Genomic DNA, 310 nt, shown 5'->3' on the forward strand with positions numbered 1-310 from the left:
GCCGAGGCCCCACACCTCCGCTCGGTGCGGGTCGACCGCCGGATCGGCGGACCCGGTCGCGACCGCCCCCCGCGTGAGGAGCCAGAGCGGCGCCGCGATTCCGGCGTCGCCCAGTGCCTGGACGGCGGCGAGCACGCCGGAGAGCGAACCCGCCGGTACCAGCTCGCCGCCCGGCGGTGCGTCGAGCGTCCGCAGCCGGTCGGCCAGCTCGGCCCGCACCCCGATCTCCAACCGGAGCACGGTCGCGCCGTGACCGGTCAGGACATCGGCGAGGGCGGCGGTCTCCTCGTCGTCCTCACCGAGAAGCAGC

General features: G+C 76.8%; 1 protein-coding gene. It reads right to left on the reverse strand.

The features are described 5' to 3' along the window. A partial coding sequence (locus PUR56_RS03770; protein WP_329947839.1) for a hypothetical protein occupies positions 1 to 310 on the reverse strand: 310 nt, incomplete at both ends.

The sequence above is a fragment of the Streptomyces sp. BE303 genome (assembly GCF_036290945.1).
Taxonomy (GTDB): domain Bacteria; phylum Actinomycetota; class Actinomycetes; order Streptomycetales; family Streptomycetaceae; genus Kitasatospora.